The sequence below is a fragment of the Pseudomonas sp. Y3 TE3536 genome (genome assembly GCF_053629175.1).
On record NZ_JBRJHU010000001.1, the window covers coordinates 5,193,277 to 5,209,256 of the forward strand.

The 15,980-nt window shown below is 62.8% G+C and carries 17 protein-coding genes and 1 pseudogene; 5 read left to right on the forward strand and 13 right to left on the reverse strand.

Going from position 1 to position 15,980, the window contains the following annotated elements; translation table 11 throughout:
• Positions 1-89 precede the first annotated feature (89 nt).
• A complete protein-coding gene (locus AB7M33_RS23275) occupies positions 90-791 on the forward strand; it encodes a FadR/GntR family transcriptional regulator (RefSeq protein ID WP_454243726.1) in 702 nt (233 codons plus the stop codon).
• Between the two features lie 64 nt (positions 792-855).
• The gene (locus tag AB7M33_RS23280) at positions 856-1,317 is read left to right on the forward strand and encodes a hypothetical protein (RefSeq protein ID WP_027593229.1); all 462 of its coding nucleotides are present in this window, start codon (positions 856-858) and stop codon (positions 1,315-1,317) included.
• A gap of 151 nt (positions 1,318-1,468) precedes the next feature.
• On the opposite strand, the gene AB7M33_RS23285 is transcribed toward AB7M33_RS23280, so the two are convergent.
• From AB7M33_RS23285 to AB7M33_RS23300, 4 genes are read right to left on the reverse strand one after another with little or no spacing between them, the layout of a single operon-like run.
• Positions 1,469-2,416: a lysylphosphatidylglycerol synthase domain-containing protein gene (locus AB7M33_RS23285; RefSeq protein ID WP_099429349.1), complete on the reverse strand. Its 948-nt coding sequence runs from the start codon at positions 2,414-2,416 to the stop codon at positions 1,469-1,471.
• Positions 2,416-3,618, reverse strand: a complete 1,203-nt coding sequence (gene clsB / locus AB7M33_RS23290) for a cardiolipin synthase ClsB (protein ID WP_027593231.1) — start codon at positions 3,616-3,618, stop codon at positions 2,416-2,418. The genes AB7M33_RS23285 and clsB overlap by 1 nt, the downstream gene beginning before the upstream one ends.
• Positions 3,615-4,400: an endonuclease/exonuclease/phosphatase family protein gene (locus tag AB7M33_RS23295; RefSeq protein ID WP_027593232.1), complete on the reverse strand. Its 786-nt coding sequence runs from the start codon at positions 4,398-4,400 to the stop codon at positions 3,615-3,617. The genes clsB and AB7M33_RS23295 overlap by 4 nt, the downstream gene beginning before the upstream one ends.
• Complete coding sequence (locus AB7M33_RS23300; protein ID WP_454243727.1) at positions 4,397-5,314, reverse strand: DUF72 domain-containing protein; 918 nt, start codon at positions 5,312-5,314, stop codon at positions 4,397-4,399. The genes AB7M33_RS23295 and AB7M33_RS23300 overlap by 4 nt, the downstream gene beginning before the upstream one ends.
• 215 nt (positions 5,315-5,529) lie before the next feature.
• Between AB7M33_RS23300 and AB7M33_RS23305 the strand changes: the two genes are divergently transcribed.
• From AB7M33_RS23305 to AB7M33_RS23315, 3 genes and pseudogenes are all read left to right on the forward strand, one after another.
• Positions 5,530-6,081: an ATP-dependent Clp protease proteolytic subunit gene (locus tag AB7M33_RS23305; RefSeq protein ID WP_027593234.1), complete on the forward strand. Its 552-nt coding sequence runs from the start codon at positions 5,530-5,532 to the stop codon at positions 6,079-6,081.
• 193 nt (positions 6,082-6,274) lie between these two features.
• Positions 6,275-6,430: pseudogene (locus AB7M33_RS23310) on the forward strand (general stress protein); the annotation flags it as partial.
• A gap of 90 nt (positions 6,431-6,520) precedes the next feature.
• Complete coding sequence (locus AB7M33_RS23315) at positions 6,521-6,790, forward strand: DUF6555 family protein (protein ID WP_027593236.1); 270 nt, start codon at positions 6,521-6,523, stop codon at positions 6,788-6,790.
• A gap of 54 nt (positions 6,791-6,844) precedes the next feature.
• Here AB7M33_RS23315 and paaZ read toward each other — a convergent pair whose 3' ends face one another.
• The 9 genes from paaZ to paaA form a co-directional block, all read right to left on the reverse strand.
• On the reverse strand, positions 6,845-8,899 hold the full coding sequence (gene paaZ / locus AB7M33_RS23320) for a phenylacetic acid degradation bifunctional protein PaaZ (RefSeq protein ID WP_454243728.1): 2,055 nt from the start codon (positions 8,897-8,899) through the stop codon (positions 6,845-6,847).
• A gap of 38 nt (positions 8,900-8,937) precedes the next feature.
• The gene (locus tag AB7M33_RS23325) at positions 8,938-10,170 is read right to left on the reverse strand and encodes an OprD family porin (protein ID WP_265967556.1); all 1,233 of its coding nucleotides are present in this window, start codon (positions 10,168-10,170) and stop codon (positions 8,938-8,940) included.
• Between the two features lie 32 nt (positions 10,171-10,202).
• The gene (locus tag AB7M33_RS23330) at positions 10,203-11,765 is read right to left on the reverse strand and encodes a cation acetate symporter (protein ID WP_099429343.1); all 1,563 of its coding nucleotides are present in this window, start codon (positions 11,763-11,765) and stop codon (positions 10,203-10,205) included.
• Positions 11,762-12,070: a DUF485 domain-containing protein gene (locus AB7M33_RS23335; protein WP_027593240.1), complete on the reverse strand. Its 309-nt coding sequence runs from the start codon at positions 12,068-12,070 to the stop codon at positions 11,762-11,764. The genes AB7M33_RS23330 and AB7M33_RS23335 overlap by 4 nt, the downstream gene beginning before the upstream one ends.
• A gap of 105 nt (positions 12,071-12,175) precedes the next feature.
• Positions 12,176-13,252 carry a 1,2-phenylacetyl-CoA epoxidase subunit PaaE gene (gene paaE / locus AB7M33_RS23340; RefSeq protein WP_454243729.1) on the reverse strand — a complete coding sequence of 359 codons (1,077 nt, stop codon included), beginning with the start codon at positions 13,250-13,252 and terminating at the stop codon, positions 12,176-12,178.
• A 15-nt stretch (positions 13,253-13,267) separates the two neighbouring features.
• Positions 13,268-13,801, reverse strand: coding sequence for a 1,2-phenylacetyl-CoA epoxidase subunit PaaD (gene paaD / locus AB7M33_RS23345; protein WP_186702865.1), 534 nt, complete (start codon positions 13,799-13,801; stop codon positions 13,268-13,270).
• Positions 13,788-14,546 carry a 1,2-phenylacetyl-CoA epoxidase subunit PaaC gene (gene paaC, locus AB7M33_RS23350; protein WP_454243730.1) on the reverse strand — a complete coding sequence of 253 codons (759 nt, stop codon included), beginning with the start codon at positions 14,544-14,546 and terminating at the stop codon, positions 13,788-13,790. Before paaC ends, paaD begins: the two co-directional genes overlap by 14 nt.
• A gap of 8 nt (positions 14,547-14,554) precedes the next feature.
• Positions 14,555-14,836, reverse strand: coding sequence for a 1,2-phenylacetyl-CoA epoxidase subunit PaaB (paaB, locus tag AB7M33_RS23355; RefSeq protein ID WP_004374528.1), 282 nt, complete (start codon positions 14,834-14,836; stop codon positions 14,555-14,557).
• A gap of 25 nt (positions 14,837-14,861) precedes the next feature.
• Positions 14,862-15,851, reverse strand: coding sequence for a 1,2-phenylacetyl-CoA epoxidase subunit PaaA (gene paaA, locus AB7M33_RS23360; protein ID WP_099429341.1), 990 nt, complete (start codon positions 15,849-15,851; stop codon positions 14,862-14,864).
• Positions 15,852-15,980 lie beyond the last annotated feature (129 nt).

The following is a 15,980-nucleotide window of genomic DNA, read 5'->3' on the forward strand; positions in this document are numbered from 1 at the left end:
TCTTGTGAGATCAGCGGGCATTATAGTGCGTTTTGACGTAAAACTGCGGTTACAATCGTTCATCGTCTGGTTTTTGAATGGATCCTCTGATGGAGCGTGTCAACCCTGAACGACGTGTCAGCCTGGCCCAGCAACTGGTGCTTGAACTGTCGCGTAGCATACTGGCCGGCGAGCTACCGGCAGGCACCAAGTTGCCGACCGAACAAGCCTTTACCGAGGCGCGCAAGGTCAGCCGTACCGTGGTTCGCGAAGCGATGTCGCGGCTGCAGGCAGAGGGCCTGGTCGAGACCCGCCGAGGCATCGGCACGTTCGTGGTCGACACCACCCGGCCAGGCGACTTTCAGGACAGCCAGCACGAGAAGGGCAGCGCCCTCGATGCGGTGGCGCTCATCGAATTGCGCCTGAGCCTGGAGGTGGAGTGCGCCGCGCTTGCTGCGCAGCGTGCTACGTCAAGCCAGTTGCAGGCCATTGCCGACGCCCTGGGCGAAGCCAATGCCGTGGGGCCGTTGCACCAGGACAGCACGCGCATCGTATTCGAGTTTCACCTGCAAATTGCCCTGTGCACCGGCAACAGCTTCTTTATCGATGCCATGCGCCACCTGGCCGATACCCTGATGCGTGGCGCGCAGAGCAACGTCACCCAACAGCAACGCGCACAACAGGTGCGTGAGCGCGAGCAGATTCATGCTGCACTCGCGCACCAGGACGCCGATGCCGCCCGGGCAGCGATGCGGCTGCACCTGACCAATGAACTGCACCGTGCGCAACAAGCGGCCCAGCCCCCGGCTTAAAAACTCTGAATTTTCCCGTGGTGAGCGCAGTCGACCGTGTATAGCCCACTGACGGAGTACGCACATGTCTCGCCCCGATGAACCCAAGCCTTACACACCTACCGAAATCGACGACACCGAAGACCGCATGGGCAGTGTCCATGAGCTGGACTTCAGTGACCGTCACGACGAACGCGAAGGGCGGGTGGGCGACGAACGACCTGCCCGTGAAGATGAGCAGGAGTTTCCGCCACAGCGCGTCGCCGAAAGCGGTATGACGGGTGGCGAAGCGTTGAGCGACAGCCTGCACGAGGATAACGTCACCTATGACGACATGAGCCCGGATACCTTGCTGGACGAGACCGGTGCTCGCGACCCGTTTGAAGAGGGTGACGGCGAAGGGCCGGCAGACCAGTCGTTGCGGCAGGTCAATGCTAACGAGATTGGCGGTGGTTTTGGGTTGGATGAGGCTGAACTGGCGCGTTCGGCACCATTGGACGGTGAGCCGTGGACCGATGATGTGGTTGATGAGGAAGATAAGTCCTAATTGATCGGGGCCGCTGCGCGGCCCATCGCAGGCAAGCCAGCTCCTACAGGAGAGCGAGATTCCTTGTAGGAGCTGGCTTGTCGGGGCGCCGAACCGCTGCGATGGGCTGCGCAGCAGCCCCAATTTCCCGGGCCGAGGCCCTTGTAGAGGCTTAGGCCGGATTATCACGCTGGCGCATGGCCTTGGCGCGTTTCTCCAAAATCAGGTACGTGATCACTGCCAACAGCAGCGGTAGCAGGTAATACAGCGTGCGATACCCCAGCAATGCCGCTACCAGCGTGCCCTGTTGCATCTGGCCATGCAGCAACGCCAGAAACACCGTCTCAAGCACGCCAAGCCCAGCCGGGATGTGCGCAACCACGCCCGCCACGCAACTGATCAGCAGTATCCCGAGGATCGACGGGTAGAAGGCTTCGCCAGGCAGCAGCCAGAAGATCAGCAGGGCCATCAACGCCCAGTTGCTGGCGCCAAGGGCAACCTGGGCCAGCGCCAGACGCCAGCCAGGCAAGGTGACTTCGTGTTCACGCCATTGCCAGGTGCGTTTTTTCGCAAAGCCGCAGGCCAGCAAGTAGCCGATGGCGATTGCCAGCAAGCCAAAACCGATCAGTTGCAACCCCGTTGCCCCGACTGCCCAGCTGTCCGGCAGGTCTACCAGGCGCAGGGCGAATACCGTACCCGCCAACAACATGTAGCCCATCCAGTTGGTGAGTAAGCCAAGGGTCAGGATGCGGGTAATGGTCGCGGTATCCAGACCTAGCCGGCCGTACAGCCGATAACGCAACGCGACGCCGCCCACCCAGGTGGTGAAGTTAAGGTTGAAGGCATAACAGACGAAAGCCACAGGCAACACCTGCCTGGCAGGCAGGTTGTGGCCTGTATAGGCACGCGCCAGCAGGTCGTAGCTGGCAAACGTCAGGTAGCTGAACAGCGCAACCGCCAACCCGATCGCTAAAGTGCCAGGCTTGTAGGCCAGCAGCGACTGGCGCACCTCGTTCCAGTCCAGGTTGCGCGCCAGCATGAACAGCAAGGCTGGAATCAACAAAAGGAAGAGCAAGGTGAACAGGCGCTTGGCCCAGATTTGCCAACGTTTACCCGCCATCACGTCTGGCCCTCATGCATATCGCCGTGGGCTTCCACCTCCGGCTGCACCGAGCGCAGGCGCTGGCGGTGCGCCGGGAACCAGCCGGCAATGCGCGGAAAGTGACGTATGGCGTGGAAGCACAGGAAAATCAGCGGCGCCCGCCACCAGTAACCGCGCACCATGCGTTCCAGGGTGACGGCCTTGCACTGTTCGCTGGCCAGCGACTGCAGGTGCTGATGCAATTGTTGGTTGAAGCCGTGATCGCGGATGAACAGGTTGGCTTCAAGGTTCAACGACAGGCTCAAGGGGTCGAGATTGCTCGAGCCGACAGTGGCCCACTGGTCATCGACCAGCGCGACCTTGCCATGCAAAGGCCGGCGGCAGTATTCATGAATGTGCACACCGTCACGCAGCAGGTAGTTGTACAGCAGCCGCGACAAGGCCCGCACCCAGCGCATGTCTGGCTGGCCTTGCAAGATCAAGGTCACGTCCACCCCACGCCGCGCCGCATTGCGCAGCTCCCGCAGCAACCGGTAACCCGGAAAGAAATAGGCATTGGCCACCACGATACGCTGCCGGGCAGCGCGGAAGGCTTGCAGGTACTGGGCTTCGATGGCCGTTCTGCGCTGGCCATTGTCGCGCTCGACCAGCAGGGCAGTGATAGCCCCGGTGGGCTCGGTGACAGGCCGCACCTCACTGGGTGGCTGCAGCACAGGGGACATCAGGCGACGGCTGGTGGCATGCACCTGCGCGACCACCGGGCCAGTAACCTCCACGGCATAGTCCTGCTTGGCCATGGGGCCGTAGTCGCCCAGGTGATCGGCACTGTAGTTGATACCGCCGATGAACGCGCGCTGCCCATCGATGACCACGATCTTGCGGTGCAGGCGGCGGAACAGGTTGGTGCGCATGCCCACCAGCCGGGGCTGCGGGTCGAAGGCATGAAAGTTGACGCCGGCTTCGGTCATGGCCGAGATGAACGTGTCGGGCAGGTCGGCAGTGCCGTAACCATCGACCGCCACTTCGACGCGCACGCCGCGCTGCGCGGCGTCTATCAACACCTGCTGCAACTGCTGGCCGACCTTGTCATCGAAGATGATGAACGTCTCCAGCAGGATTTCCTCCCGCGCCTGGGCCATCGCTTCAAACACGCGCGGGTAATACTGTTCGCCATTGATCAACAGCTGCACGCTGTTGCCCTCTAGCCAAGGTCGGTTCATAGGCTGATCTCCGCAGTGAGGGGGGCATGGTCGGAAAGGTGCGACCATGGGTACTTCGACAGCACCTGCGCCTTGCTCGGCATGGCATTGCGCAGGTAGATGCGGTCAAGCCGCAGCAGCGGCAAGCGCGCCGGAAAACTGCGCGCCGGGGTGCCGAAACGCTCGCCAAAGGCTTCGACCAGGTGTTCGGACAGCGCCACATCCGCTTTCAGGCGCCAGTCATTGAAATCGCCGGCAATGATCACCGGCGCATCGGGCGGCAAGCTGTCGAGCAGCTCCAGCAACAGGCGCACCTGGCGCTGGCGGTGTGATTCCCGCAGGCCCAGGTGCACGCACACTGCATGCACCTCTTTATGCCCAGGCACCTCCAGGCGGCAATGGAGCAGGCCACGCTGCTCATTGCCGTCGATGGAAACATCCCGGTTGTCGAACTGGCTGATGGGGAATTTCGACAGCAAGGCATTGCCGTGGTCGCCATGGGGGTACACAGCGTTACGGCCATAGGCGAACTGCGGCCACATGCTGTCGGCCAGAAACTCGTACTGCGGCGTTTCCGGCCAGGCTGCGTGGCGCTCGGCATGCTGCTGATGGCTGCCGTGCACCTCCTGAAGAAACACCAGGTCGGCGCCGGTGGCGCGCACGGCATCGCGCAGCTCAGGCAGGATGAAACGCCGGTTGAAGGCGGTGAAGCCCTTGTGCACGTTGAGGGTCAGCACGGTCAGCCTTTGCACCGTGGTGACGTTGTCGATGATGCAGCGCGGTGTGGGCAAGGTCTTGTTCACAGCTCAACCTCCGGCTCGACACCGGGTTCGGTGAGCAGGTCATAGTCCAGCTTCAACTTCTCCAGAAGGCGCCGGGCATCGTAGGGCGCATGGACCTTCTGGTCGTTGTCGAAGTAGCAGTAGATATCACGCGTGGCCCGCTTGGGCGGTGCCCCGGGTAGCACGGTGTGTGCGTCGTCTGCCTGGCTGCCTTGGCTCCAGCGCAGAATGCGCTGTTTCCAGCGGCGCAAGGCCTGCGCCGTGTAGCCACTGCTGTAGAGCTCCACATCACCGTGCAGGCGCATGTAGACGAAATCGGCCGTGACATCTTCGACATAGGGCCATTTCCCTGCACTGTCGGCCACGACCAGCGCCACACGGTGTTTGCGCAACAGCTTCACGAAGGCTTCGCAAAGAAAGCTCTCGTGGCGGATTTCCACGGCGTGGCGCAAGCGTGCGTTGCCTTTGATGTCAGTGCCGCCATTGCCCTTGAGCCGCTCGTCACACCCTTGTGCGCATTCGCGCGCCGCTTTTCGGTTACGCGGCAGCAGCGCCAGAAACCGCGCAAAGCGTGCTTCGTCGAACTTCATGTTGGGTGGGAACTGCCACAGAAACGGGCCCAGCTTGTCGCCCAGCAACAAAGGCCCGGAAGCAAAGAAATTGGCCACCGGCGCTTCGATGTCCTTGAGCCGCCGTACATGGGTGATGTAGCGCGGTGCCTTTACCGAGAATACAAAGCCGTCTGGCGTCTCCTCACGCCACCCCCGATACCGTTCGGGCGTCTGCAGGCTATAAAACGAGCCATTGATCTCGATGCTGTTGACTGCCCGCGAGGCGAACGCGAGTTCATTGTCCTGGCGCAGCCCTTTGGGGTAGAAATCCTTGCGCCAAGGGCCATAGCGCCAACCTGATATACCAATACGGATCTCGCTCACGCTGCCTTCCTCATTGCCAGCTTTTTGAGAGGTCGCTCTGAAGGTGCGACTGATGCGCGGCCGTGAGGTTCAGCACGGTTGACCAACGGGGAATGCACGCAGAGTTGAACTTTGCCGCAGTTGGCGTCTCCACCGCATAGCGGGTGCAAAAGACGACTACACCCCATGACGGATTGGCCATTCACCGGCATGAACCGCCAACCCTGGAGGCAAACATGGCCAGACACATCATCCATTTCACCGGGCCGATCAACTCATCCACCTGCGGCAACCTGATCAACACCTGTTCGCGCGCCATGCAGCAGGGCGCACAGCTGCTGCAACTGAACATCGCGACCATGGGCGGGGAGTGCAGCTACGGGTTTACCTTGTACAACTTCCTGCGGGCGCTGCCGATTCCGCTGCATACCCACAACCTGGGGACGGTGGAATCGATGGGCAACATCCTGTTTCTGGCGGGCGAGCATCGCACCGCCTGCGCGTTCAGCAAATTCTTGTTTCACCCCTTCCATTGGACGCTGCACGGGTCGGTCGACCACGCCAGGATGGCCGAATACGCCATGAGCCTGGATTACGACCTGCGGCTGTACGCTCAAATCGTGGCAGAGCGAACCGAAGGCAGTGCCGAAGTGCTGGACGTGCCCCGTTACCTGATGGCCTACCCGCGGATACTGGGGCCCGAGGAGGCACTGGAGAGCGGGCTGATCCATGCCATCGACGAACTGCCGATCGAGTCCGATTCCACCCAGTGGAGCGTGCATGCCTAATGCCGCCACGCAAGCATTTGGCCTGGGGACGTTTGGCGCCACCCGTCAGCCGTGTGCAATTCGATTGAGCATTGCCCGTTTTTGCTGGCTCGGAATCAAGGTACGGCCCAGCACCCTTTCCATCGCAAGGAGATACCACATGGCACGTGATCAAGAACGTACCAGCCAGCGCGGCGGCACCAAGGAAACCAACTCGGGCAATTTCGCCAACGACCGGGAAAAAGCCTCACGCGCCGGGCACAAAGGCGGCAAGGTGTCGGGCGGCAACTTCGCCAACGACCGTGAACGCGCCGCTGAAGCCGGCCGCAAGGGTGGCCAGAACAGCCATGGCGGCGGACGGCGATCGTAACGATTGACCTAGGTTGGCAAATTTTTTGAATTTTCTGGCACTGCCCAGATCAATCAAAAGGTCATCCATGGAGAAGAGGAGGCCCCTGCGATGCCTGGTCCACAGCTGTACATCATCGACTACCAACTGCATGGCCAACCGCGCAGTTTCATCATCCGCCTGGAACGGTTGGACAATGCCGAGGCCTGGCATTGGGCCAGCTGTGATGCGGGCATCGGCATCATTCCGAAATTCGGGCGGGAAAAGATCAAGAAAGTCAGCAGGCCAATGGCCGAACGGTATGGGATTACTGCCGTGAGCTGGCGTATTTCCGGGAGCAAGCCCAATCAATCGGTGGGTGACCCAGCCGTGGTGGGTTGATGAATGAATGAGCGATGGGCTGCGAGGCAGCCCATCGTTTGGCAGGTAGGCTACTCAGTCAACCTTCTTCAATACCAAGGTCAGAATGTCATAGCTGGCCACCAGCTCACCCAGCTGGTTGGTAACCTCAACGTCCCACGCCACCACGCCTTGCGGCTGCCCCAACGGGCTAGCCTTGCCCTGGTCGATCTTGCGCTTGCAGGTCAGGCGCGCCTGGATCGTATCGCCAATGCCTACAGGGTTGATGAAGCGCAGGGTATCCAGGCCGTAGTTGGCCAGTACCGGGCCGGCGCCAGGGGATACAAACAGGCCTGCCGCTGCCGACAGCACGAAGTAGCCATGGGCGATACGCTTGCCAAACTGCGATTCCTTGGCGGCGATCTCGTCGAAGTGCATGTAGAAGTGGTCACCCGACAAGCAGCCGAAGTTGACCAGGTCTGCCTCAGTTACCGTACGGCGGTGGGTTAACAGTGACTCGCCGATACGCAAGTCCTGGAAGTAGCGACGGAACGGGTGCACTTCGCTCTCGATCACTTCTGCGCCGCGCACGTACTCGCCCGTTACTGCCGTGAGCATGCTCGGTGAGCCTTGTACGGCCGCACGCTGCAGGTAGTGCTTGACTGCGCGCAGGCCGCCCAGCTCTTCACCGCCACCCGCGCGGCCAGGGCCGCCGTGCTTGAGTTGCGGCAGCGGCGAGCCATGCCCGGTGGACTCCAGCGCGGCTTCGCGGTCCAGCACCAGCAGGCGGCCGTGCCAGGCAGCCGCCACCGGGATGGCTTTGGCGGCAACGGCGCGGTCGGCAGTGACCAGGGTCGCCACCAGGCTGCCCTTGCCGCGGGCAGCCAGGGTCAGGGCTTCGTCAAGGTCATCGTAGGCCATCAGCGTGCTGACCGGGCCGAACGCTTCGATATCGTGCGCACCGCCTTCTGCATGCGGGTCGCGGGCCTGGAGCAGGGTCGGCGCAAAGAACGCGCCCTCGGCAACACCCTCACCACGCGGCGCGAAACCGTCACTGGCGCCGAACAGCTGGTCGCAGCTCTGCAGCAGGCTGCGTACACGCTCGCCAACGTCGCGCTGCTGATCATGCGAGGCCAGGGCGCCCATGCGCACGCCTTCCACTGAAGGGTCGCCCACCACCACCTTGCTCAGGCGCTCGCGCAGGCGGGTAGCGACGGCATCGATGTGCTTGGCCGGGACGATGGCGCGGCGGATGGCGGTGCATTTCTGCCCGGCCTTGGTGGTCATTTCGCGGGCCACCTCCTTGATGTACAGGTCAAACTCTTCGCTGTCCGGGGTCACGTCCGGGCCGAGAATCGCGCAGTTCAGCGAATCCGCTTCGGCGGTGAACGGTACCGAGTTGCGGATCAGGTTCGGCGTCACGCGCAATTTCGCAGCAGTATCGGCGGAGCCGGTAAAGGTCACTACATCCTGGCCCTGCAAGCGGTCGAGCAAGTCGCCGGTGCTGCCGATCACCAACTGCAAGCTGCCGTCGGGCAACAGGCCCGACGCATTCATCAGGCGAACCACGGCTTCAGTCAGGTAGCTGGTCGAGGTGGCGGGCTTGACGATGCACGGCATGCCAGCCAGGAAGGTCGGGGCGAACTTCTCGAGCATGCCCCAGATCGGGAAGTTGAACGCGTTGATGTGCACGGCGACCCCGGCACGCGGCACCAGGATATGGCTGCCGGCAAAGTGGCCTTGCTTGCCCAGCGGTATGGCCGGGCCTTCGTGCACCAGGTTGCCGGAGGGCAGTTCGCGGCTGCCGATGCCGGCATAGGCGAACAGTGTGGCGTTACCGCCTTCGATGTCGATCCAGCTGTCGGCGCGGGTGGCCCCACTGTGGTGGGACAAGGCGTACAGCTGCTCTTTGCGCTCGGCCAGGTACAAGGCCAGGGCCTTGAGGCGGGCGGCGCGCTGTTGGAAGTCCATGGCCATGAGGGCGGCCAGGCCACGGGCGCGGGCGAAGTCCACGGCTTCGGCGAAATTCGGGCGCTCTTCATGGCTGTAGGCCAGAACGTGACCGTTCAAGGCGCTGCGCAGGGCCTGGGCGCCGTGCTGGCCGATCCAGCGACCGGCAATGAAGCTTTGCAGGGTTGGGGCGTCAGACATGCTGTTCTCCATGCTGTTCTAATGGGGGAAGGGCGCTGTTACCACAGCGCCAAGGTGTAGCCGATGATCAGGCGGTTCTCGTCCACGGCATTGGTCAGGCCATTGCCGGAACGGAAGGTGACGTTGCGCCAGCGCAGGCTGACGTCTTTGAACGGGCCGCTCTGGATGACGTAGGTGAGGTCAGTGTCGCGTTCGCGCTCACGGCCGTTGCTGACCGTGGCGGTCTCGGCGTGGCGGCCGTCGGTGTAGCGGGTCATGAAACTCAGGCCAGGGATGCCCACGGCGACGAAGTCGTAGTCGTAGCGCACCTGCCAGGAATCGAGCCCGGCGCGGGTGAAGGTGTTGTAGGTCACCAGGTTGACCGTGAACGGGTCGCCGCCGTTGACGAAGGGGAAGGCGCTGTCGCCGGACATCTGTTGCCAGGTGGCGGTGAACTTGTGCGCCCTGACGCCGAGGGTGAACATGGCGTTGAAGTTACGGTTGTCGATGTTGCCGGCACGCTCGGCGCCGTCGTTACGGCTGTCGAAATAGCGCAGGTCGCTGCGCAGGCTCAGGCCTTCGCCCAGTGGACGGGTATCGACCAGGCCGACGAACTGCTGGCGGTAGATGTCTTCAAGCTTGGCGTAGTAATAGCTGACGCTGGTCTGTGGGGTGATGGCATAGCTGCCGCCGCCGAAATCCAGGTGGTCGCTGCTGGCTGCGCCGTAGCCCATGTCATCGCGGCCGGACGAATCGCGCAAGTTGGCCTTGGTGAGGCGCCCGGCGTTGACGGTGAGGCCATTGAGCTCCTGGCTGGTCAGCAGGCCGCCCTGGAAGGTGGAAGACAACAGACGGGTGTCGTTGTACACCACCACCGGCAGGATCGGCTGCAGGGTGCCCAGGCGCAGGGTGCTCTTGGAAACCCGTGCTTTACCGGTCAGGCCCAGCTCGCTGTAGTCATCGACAGGCTCGTGGCTGTTCGGGCCAAAGGGCAGCAAGCCGGTGTTGCGGCGGTCGCGGCTGGAGTCGAGCTTGACACCCAGCTGGCCCATGGCGTCCACGCCGAAGCCCACCGGGCCTTCGGTGAAGCCGGATTCCACGCGGGCGGTAAAGCCTTGGCCCCATTCCTCGGCCTTGGCCTGCGGGGCATTGCTCTGGCGGAAGTCGCGGTTGATGTAGTGGTTGCGCATTTCCAGGCGTGCATGGCTGTCGCTGACGAAGTCGGCCATGGCCGGCAAGGGCAGGGCGAGCGTGGCAAGCCAAGCGGCAGAAGAGAAGCGAGTGCGGTTCATTGTTGTTGTACCCGACATGGTTGTTCTCGAAGTCAGTGCTTGCTGGCGCCGGCAGCGCCGATACCGGTCATGGAGCGAATGAACTGCGCCAGGTAGCGTCCACGCTCCTCGCTGGCACGCGCGGAGGTGTCGGTGACCGAGAACACCCAGGCGCCGAAAAACGCCAGGCTCATCGAGAACAACGCCGGGTTGCTGTAAGGGAACAGCGCCTGTTCGTTGTGCAGCACGTTGACCCACACTGCCGGGCCGAGTACCACCAGCACCACGGCCGAGAGCAAACCGGCCATGCTGCCGCACACTGCACCACGGGTGGTCAGGCCCTTCCAGAACATCGAGAGCAGCAGCACCGGGAAGTTGACCGATGCAGCCACGGCCAGTACCAGGCCGGAGAGGAAGGCGATGTTCTGCGACTCGAACACCAGCCCCAGCACCACTGCCAGCAAGCCGATCACCAGGGTGGCGATACGCGAGACACGCATTTCTTCCTGTTCAGTGGCCTGGCCTTTGCGTACCACGCAGGCATAGAGGTCGTGGGAAACCGCCGAAGCGCCGGACAGGGCCAGGCCTGCCACTACCGCAAGAATGGTGGCGAAAGCTACGGCAGAGATGAAACCCAGGAACAGGTTGCCACCCACCGCCTGGGCCAGGTGCACCGCGACCATGTTGCCGCCGCCGATGATCGCGCCTGCCGCATCGCGGTAGGACGGCTCGGTGCCGACCATGACGATGGCACCAAAGCCGATGACGATCAGCAGCAGGTAGAAGTAGCCGATGAAACCGGTGGCGTAGAACACGCTCTTGCGCGCTTCCTTGGCATCGCTGACGGTGAAGAAACGCATCAGGATATGCGGCAGGCCGGCAGTGCCGAACATCATGCCCAGCCCCAGGGAAATCGCATCGATCGGGTTCGACAGCAAGCCACCCGGCGCCATGATCGCCTGGCCCTTGGCATGCACGGCCACGGCGCTGGCAAACATCGCTTCGGTGCTGAAACCAAAGTGTTTGAGCACCATGAACGCCATGAAGCTGGTGCCGGACAGTAGCATCACGGCCTTGATGATCTGCACCCAGGTGGTTGCCAGCATGCCGCCGAAGGTCACGTAGGCGACCATCAACACCCCGACTAGCATGACCGCGTACAGGTAGCTGATGCCGAACAGCAGCTCGATCAGCTTGCCGGCCCCGACCATCTGGGCCACCAGGTACATCAGCGCGACGACCAAGGTGCCGAATGCCGAGGTCAGGCGCACTGGGGTTTGCGCCAGGCGGTAGGACACGACGTCGGCAAACGTGTACTTGCCCAAGTTGCGCAGGCGTTCGGCGATCAGGAACAGGATGATTGGCCAGCCGGCCAGTACACCCAGGGCGTAGAGCAGGCCGTCGTAGCCGTTCATGAACATCATGGCCGAGATGCCCAGGAAAGACGCGGCGCTGATCATGTCGCCGGCGATCGCCAAACCGTTCTGCATGCCGGTCAGGCCGCCGCCCGCAGTGTAGAAGTCACTCGCCGAGCGGGTCCGCAGTGCGGCCCAGCGGGTTACCAGCAGGGTGAAGCAGACGAACACCATGAACATCGAAATGGCAGTCCAGTTCATTGCGCGCACTCCTGCTTGACCTTGTCGTTCAGCGGGTCGAGCACGTTGTTGGCGCGGTGCACGTAGATGCCGGTGAGGGCGAACGACAGCAGCACCATGAGCACGCCCACCAGCATGCCAACGGTGGTCACGCCACCGCTGAGCGATTGGCCGAGGGTGCTGGGGGAGAACGCCACCAACAGGACGAAGCCGTAGTAGATCACCAGCATGGCCAGGGTCAGAGTGCCGTTGAGGCGACGTTTGCGCCGGACCAGGTGCTGGAAGTCGGGATGGTTGGCGATGCTTTCTATGCGTTCGGGGGTCATGGCAAGCGATCTCTTGGTGTTGTAGTTGTTTTTGAGGTCACACAGGCGTTGCGGTGGTGCTTAGGGCCTCTTCGCGGGCGAGCCCGCTCCCACACAGGCCAGGTATCAGAGCTGGTCGAAGTCGAGCACCACTTTGTCGCTCACCGGGTAGGTCTGGCACGACAGCACATACCCCGCCGCCACTTCGTAGTCTTCCAGCGCATGGTTGCTGTCCATCTCGACCTCGCCTTCGATCACCCGGCACTTGCAGGTCGAGCACACGCCGGCCTTGCACGAGTACGGCAGTTCGGCGCCGATGGCGTTGCCGGCGTCCAGCACGTTCTGGCTGTTGCGCGGCAGGTCGAAGCTCAGCGCCCGGCCATCGCTGATCACGGTGATATGGCTGAGCGCCGAATCCACCTGGCGCGCAGCTTCACGGGCTTCGCGGCGCGCTTCGCTGCCCGCGGCGGCGAACAGTTCGAAGTGGATGCGGTCCTTGGCCATGCCGTTGGCCTGCAGGCTGTCACGCACGGTTTCAGTCATGGCCTGGGGGCCGCAAATGAACGCAGCGTCCAGCGTGGCGACGTCCAGCCAACGGGAGAACAGTTGGCCGCACTTGTCGGCATCGATCCGGCCGTTGTACAGGTCGACGTCCTGCTGCTCGCGGCTGAACACGAAAATCAGGTTCAGGCGGTCCAGGTAACGGTTTTTCAGGTCTTCGAGCTTGTCGCGGAACAGCGCACCAGAGCTTGAGCGGTTGCCGTAGAGCAGGGTGAAACGGCTGTGCGGTTCAGTGGCCAGGGTGGTGGCGATGATCGACAGGATCGGCGTAATGCCGCTGCCGGCGGCAACGCCCAGGTAGTGACCTTCGCGGGCGGGGTCGAGCGGCACGAAGAAGCTGCCCGACGGCGGCATCACCTCCAGTTGCTGGCCAGCCTTGAGCACTTCATTGGCAAAGGCCGAAAAACGCCCGCCTGGCACGCGCTTGACAGCCACACGCAGCTCGCCGTCCTGCACGGCGCTGCAGATCGAATAGGAACGACGCACTTCTTCGTCATCCAGCTGGGTACGCATGACCAGGTACTGGCCCTGGGTGAAGCGGAATTGCGTCTGCAGGTGCTCGGGTACGTCAAAGACGATGGACACGGCGTCGCGGGTCTCGTTGCGTACTTGCTTGACGGTCAGGCTGTGAAACTGGCTCATGGTGTTCTCCACGGCTCAAATGCATTTGAAATAGTCGAACGGCTCCAGGCACTCGCGGCAGCGGTACAGCGCCTTGCAAGCCGTGGAGCCGAACTGGCTGAGCAGTTCGGTATGCGCGCTGCCACACTGCGGGCAGCACACTTGGGGCGCCTCACCGAGCAGGCTGCGCTTGCTGGTGCTGCCTTCGGGCGGCGCTATGCCATAGGCGCGCAAGCGTTGGCGGCCCAGGTCGCTGATCCAGTCGGTGCTCCAGGCCGGGGTCAAGCGCCGCTCCAGCGCGGGGGCAGCAAAACCGGCCTGTTGCAGCGCGTCACGGATATCGGCCTCGATCACCTCGGTCGCCGGGCAACCGGAATAGGTTGGCGTGACGACCAGGTGCAGGTGGCCGGCGCGCCAGTCCAGGTCGCGGACAATGCCCAGGTCAACCACGCTCACCACCGGCACTTCCGGGTCCATGACCTGCTCCAGCACCGCCCAGGCCCGGGCCAGGTCGTCGCCTCGGGCGGCACGGGCGCCGAGGTCGCTGGCGATCAGCTCACCAGGTCGCATCGGGGTAGGCCCGTGGCAGGAACTGCATTTCGGCCAGCAACAGCCCCAAGTGCTCGGTGTGCAGGCCTTTGCGACCGTCCAGGTAGAAATAACTGGCGGCCTTGGGCAGTGGCAGCTCGACCGAGTCGAAAATCGCGCTTACCTGCTTGAGCCAGGCCGCGCCGACGGCGGTCGGGTCAGCAGCGATGCCGGCTTCGGCCAGCTGAACTTCGCTGTCGCTACCCGCGGTCAGTTCAACGGTGAAGCGCCACAGCGCCGGGATGGCGTCTAGCATGCGCCGACGGCTTTCGTCGGTGCCGCCGCCCAGGCGTTGCACCCACTCACCGGAGCGACGCAGGTGGTAGGTGACCTCCTTGAGTGCCTTGGCAGCAATGCCGGCGATACGCTCATCGCGGGACGCAGCCAGGCCCTGCAGTACCGCGAAGTGCCAGGCGTCGTAGAAAAACTGCTTGGTCATGGTCACGGCGAAGTCGCCATTGGGTTGTTCGACCAGCAGCAGGTTGCGGTAGGCGCGTTCGTCACGGCGGTAGGCAAGGGCATCGGCGTCACGGCCGTCGTCGAGCAATTCGGCGGCGTAGTCCAGCCAATTGCGGGCTTGGCCGACCAAGTCGAGGCCGACGTTCATCAAGGCCAGTTCTTCCTCGATGGCCGGTGCGTGGCCGCACCATTCACAGAGCCGCTGGCCCTGCACCAGGGCACTGTCGCCCAGGAGCAGCAAATAGGGGATAAGCGCTTCTTTATGCATGGCCAACCTCACATGTGTCCGACTTCGTCGGGCAGCTCGTAAAAGCTGGCATGGCGGTAGACCTTGTCGTCCGAGGGGGCGAACAGCGGGTCTTTCTCGTCAGGGGAGGAGGCGGTGATCAGCGCTGATGGCACCACCCACAGGCTCACGCCTTCGCTGCGGCGGGTGTACAGCTCACGGGCATTCTCGATGGCCATGGCGGCGTCGGCGGCATGCACGCTGCCGACATGCTTGTGGTTCAGGCCGTGCTTGCTGCGCACGAACACTTCGTAGAGGGTCCAGACAGACATTTTCGATCTCCGCATCAATCGCCGCTCAGGCGGCGTTCTTGTTCTGTTGCTTGCGCGCATAGGCCACGGCGGCCTCGCGTACCCAGGCGCCGTCCTCGATGGCCTTGCGCCGGGTGGCGACACGTTCCAGGTTGCAGGGGCCGTTGCCCTTGATGACTTCGTAGAACTCGTCCCACTGGATGTCGCCGAAATCGTAGTGGCCGCGGGCTTCGTTCCACTTCAGGTGCGGGTCGGGCGCGGTGCAGCCGAGCAGCTCGAGCTGTGGCACGGTCTGGTCGATGAAGCGCTGGCGCAGCTCATCGTTGGTCTGGCGCTTGATCTTCCAGGCCATCGACTGGGCGCTGTTGGGGGAGTGCTCGTCACTGGGGCCAAACATCATCAACGACGGCCACCACAGGCGGTTGATGGCGTCCTGAACCATGTCCTTCTGAGCCTGGGTACCGTGGCGCATCATGGTCAGCAGCAGCTCGTAGCCCTGGCGCTGGTGGAAGCTCTCTTCCTTGCAGATGCGGATCATGGCGCGGGAATAGGGGCCGTAGGAGGTGCGCTGCAGCACCACCTGGTTGACGATCGCAGCGCCATCGACCAGCCAGCCTACGGCGCCCATGTCGGCCCAGCTCAGGGTCGGGTAGTTGAAGATGCTCGAGTACTTGGCCTTGCCGCTGTGCAGCTTGGCGATCTCTTCGTCGCGGTCGGCGCCGAGGGTTTCCATGGCGCTGTACAGGTACAGGCCGTGGCCGGCTTCGTCCTGGATCTTGGCCATCAGTTGCAGCTTGCGTTTCAGGCTTGGGGCGCGGGTGACCCAGTTGCCTTCGGGCAGCATGCCGACGATTTCCGAGTGGGCGTGCTGGGAGATCTGCCGGATCAGCGTTTGGCGGTAGGCCTCGGGCATCCAGTTCTTGGCTTCGATCTTGATCTCGGCGTCGATCTTTTCCTGGAAGTCGCGCTCTTCGGGCGACATTTCGTCCAGGGACTTGACGCGTTTGACGCCGGTTTCGACTAGCTGTGCGTACATGTTCCGACTCCTGCTAAGGCATGAGTCATTTGTAAGCGATACAAAACATAACGTCAAACAGTTTTATGTGTATCGAATAAGATTTATGTATCGCTTTGCGGACCTTTCGCAGCACCAGGCTGCTCCTAC